At 69.2% G+C, this 3,593-nt stretch carries 4 protein-coding genes; 2 read left to right on the top strand and 2 right to left on the bottom strand.

The annotated features are described in order from the left end of the window. A partial coding sequence (locus AC08ON_RS02290; protein WP_476616371.1) for an APC family permease occupies positions 1-1,344 on the bottom strand: 1,344 nt, incomplete at its 3' end. Between the two features lie 129 nt (positions 1,345-1,473). On the opposite strand from AC08ON_RS02290, the gene AC08ON_RS02285 reads away from it, so the two are divergent. Together AC08ON_RS02285 and AC08ON_RS02280 are read left to right on the top strand one after the other, a co-directional pair. Further along, positions 1,474-2,145 carry a potassium channel family protein gene (locus tag AC08ON_RS02285; RefSeq protein ID WP_476606205.1) on the top strand — a complete coding sequence of 224 codons (672 nt, stop codon included), beginning with the start codon at positions 1,474-1,476 and terminating at the stop codon, positions 2,143-2,145. 20 nt (positions 2,146-2,165) lie between these two features. Continuing rightward, positions 2,166-2,897, top strand: a complete 732-nt coding sequence (locus tag AC08ON_RS02280) for a potassium channel family protein (protein ID WP_476606228.1) — start codon at positions 2,166-2,168, stop codon at positions 2,895-2,897. 29 nt (positions 2,898-2,926) lie between these two features. On the opposite strand, the gene AC08ON_RS02275 is transcribed toward AC08ON_RS02280, so the two are convergent. Further along, a partial coding sequence (locus tag AC08ON_RS02275) for a DUF3159 domain-containing protein (protein ID WP_476616370.1) occupies positions 2,927-3,593 on the bottom strand: 667 nt, incomplete at its 5' end.

The raw sequence follows: 3,593 nt of genomic DNA, 5'->3' as shown, positions 1-3,593 counted from the left end.
GGTGAGGCAGGCGCCGAAGAAGTTGATCGCCTGAGACCGGCGGATCCGCCGGCGGGCGGCCGGCTCGGACGCCACCGGGTCGTCCGAACGCAGGATGCGTGTCCAGTGCCGCACCATCCCGGTCTGGCTGAGGGTGAACGAGATGAAGACCCCGAGGATGTAGAGCTGGATCAGGGCGGTGACCTGCGCGTCGAACACGACGATCAGCAGGATCGCGAAGCCGGCAAGCAGCACGATCCCGTTGGAGTAGGCCAGTCGGTCACCGCGGGTGTATAGCTGACGCGGCAGGTAGCCGTCGCGGGCGAGGATCGAACCCAGCACCGGGAAGCCGTTGAAGGCGGTGTTCGCCGCCAGCATCAGGATGAGAGCGGTGACGACGGCGATGTAGCCGAAGCCGGGCGATCCGTCCCCGAAGACGGCGGCGGCGACCTGGGCGATCACGGTCGGCTGCTCACCACTGGCGCCAATCAGGTCCCCGGTGTGCTCAGCGACATGCACGTCGGAGATCAGAGCCAGCGCGGTGACGCCGCCGAACATCGTGACTGCGATAAGCCCCAGCATCAGCAGGGTGGTCGCGGCGTTGCGGCTCTTGGGCTTCCGGAACGCGGGCACCCCGTTACTGATCGCCTCGACCCCGGTGAGCGCCGTGCATCCCGAGGCGAACGCCCGCAGCACCAGGAACACCAGGGCGAATCCCGCGTAGTCACGCTCGGCGACCACCTGGTAGCCGGCACTCTCGGCCCGCGGCGGATGACCGACGGCCGCCTGGACCAGCCCGGTGACGATCATTACGAAGATACCGAGCACGAAGCCGTAGGTCGGGATGGCGAACGCCGTGCCGGACTCGCGCACCCCACGCAGGTTCATTATCGTCAGTAGGATGACAATGACGACCGCGAGGAGCACCTTGTGCGCGGCGAGCCCGGTGATAGCGGACGTCAGGTTCGCGACACCGGCCGACACCGACACCGCGACCGTGAGGACGTAGTCAACCAGCAGGGAACTGGCCACCAGCAGGCCGGCCTGCGGGCCCAGGTTGACCGAGACGACCTCGTAGTCGCCGCCGCCGCTCGGGTAGGCGTGCACGTTCTGCCGGTAGGACGCCACCACCGTCAGCATCAGGATGGCGACGGCTCCAGCAAGCCAGGGCGAGATGTGGTAGAAGGCCAGCCCACCCAGCGACAGGACAAGCAGGATCTCCTCGGTCGCGTACGACACCGAGGAAAGGGCATCGCTCGCGAAGACGGGCAAAGCGATGCGTTTAGGGAGCAATGTCTCCCCAAGCCGGTCGCTCCCGATCGGTCGACCGACGAAACCGCGCTTGAGGCGGTCCGTGAGCGCCACGCGGCGATGCTACCGACGCCAGCCACGCAGTTCAGCACCAGTGTGACGTGGCACACAGATACTCCGTATCCGGAGATCCGGCCACGTGACCTGCGCCGGTCAGCCCGGATCGGACTACCCTCAACCCTTGTGCATGTCGTGATCCTCGGCTGCGGCCGAGTCGGCTCCGCGCTTGCCCGCAGCGTCGAACGGTTCGGCCACTCAGTGGCAATCATCGACCAGAACCCCGCCGCGTTTGGGCGGCTACCGCAGGATTTTACCGGTCTGCGGGTCACCGGGATGGGCTTCGATCGCGACACCCTCATCGAGGCGGGCATCGAGCAGGCCGCCGCGTTCGCCGCCGTCTCCAGCGGGGACAATTCGAACATCATCGCCGCCCGGGTGGCCCGCGAGATGTTCGGGGTCGAGCGGGTCGTCGCGCGGATCTACGATCCCCGCCGGGCCGAGGTCTACGAGCGGCTCGGGATCCCCACCGTCGCCACGGTGCGCTGGACCCGGGACCAGATCCTCGACCGGCTCCTACCCGACACTGTCACGCCGCAGTGGTCCGACCCGTCGGGCTCGGTGCTGCTGACCGCTATCCCACCCGGACCCGCCTGGGTGGGCCGCCGGATCCGGGAGTTGGAGGAGTCCGCCGGGGTACGGGTGGTCTGCGTGACCCGGTTCGGCGAGGGTGTCCTGCCCGACGCCCGCACCCTCGTCCAGGACGGTGACGTGGTGCACGTGGCAGTGACGAAGGCGCACGCCTCCGAGGCGGACACGGTGCTGCGCACCGGGCCGGACGGCAGGGGCTCCGGGTAGATCCGGGCAGATCTGGGCAGATCCAGGTAGACGATGCCGCGCGAAGAGGAGAAGCGATGAGTGTGCGCCGGGTGGTGATCGCGGGGGCGGGCAAGGTCGGCCGGTCCATCGCCGCCGAACTGCTGGAGAACGGCTCCGAGGTGCTCATCATCGAGCGGGATCCGCAGAAGATCCGGACCGACGCGCTACCGGAGGCCCGGTGGCTACTCGCGGACGCCTGCGAGCTGTCCCAACTCGACGCGGCCGGGCTGAATGAGTACACCGTCCTGGTGGCCGCCACCGGGGACGACAAGGTGAACCTCGTCGTCTCGTTGCTCGCGAAGACCGAGTTCGGCGTGCCCCGGGTAGTGGCGCGGGTCAACCATCCCAAGAACGAGTGGCTGTTCACCGAGTCGTGGGGGGTGGACGTGGCGGTATCCGCGCCGCGCCTAATCACGGCTCTGGTCGAGGAGGCCGTCAGCGTCGGCGACCTCGTCCAGCTGATGCGGTTCCGGCAGAGCGATGCATCCCTCGTCGAGCTGACGCTGGCCGAGAACGCGCCGGTGATCGGCCAGCGGCTCAGCGAGATCACCCTGCCGGCGGATAGCGCCTTGGTGGTGATCCTGCGTGACGGACGGGCGGTCGTTCCCTCGCCCGACGCCACGTTGGAAGACGGCGACGAGATTCTCGCGGTCACGACAAATGCCGAGGCTGAGGAGAAGCTCGCCGTGCTGCTCGGTCAGGCGCAGGCAGGCGCGGGCGCGCCGGGCTGACGCGCGACAGGCTGGCGATGCGGAGGCGGTCAGCCGGCAGGCCGCCGCTCGCCGCGCGGGGGCTCGCCGCGCGGGGCGTCCCCGGCCAGCACCTCGTCGGCCAGCACCTCGCCGGCCACGACCGTCGAGTCGGTGGCGGCGGGGGGCAGCGGTGCGATCCGGCGGACGATGGCGAAGCTGGCCAACAGCGCGACACCGAACAGCGGAAGTCCCAGGGCGATGTTGGCCGCGGCCAGCCAGCCGGGCTGGTCGGCGAGGTAGAGCACCCCCTGCACGACGAACCGCACACCGAACACAGCGATCCAGACCACTGTCGCCCACACCGCTGCTCGCCGCTGGCAGGGTACCCGCTGCCAGCTCGCATAGCGGCTGTCCAGACCGGCCATGAGATACCCCGCCACCGGCCGGCGCAGGACGATCGACAGCAAGGCCACCACCCCCCAGAGCGCGTTCTTCGCGATGCTGGGCAGGAAGAACCCCTTCGCATTCCCGGTACGGGAGGCCACGAATGCGGCGACCGCCACGGCGAACAACCCCGAGAAGGTCTGCTGGGTCGGCTCACGGCGCACGATGCGCAGCGCCAGCAGAGCGGCCGCCGTGGCAATGGCGACCGCGATGCCGGCGGTCAGTCCGGCCTCGGCGTTCACCGTCACGAACGCCACGGTGGGCACGGAGCTGTCGATGATCCCCCGTGGG

The sequence above is a fragment of the Frankia sp. CoWAU3 genome (assembly GCF_977971855.1).
This window is presented reverse-complemented; position numbering and strand designations above follow the sequence as displayed.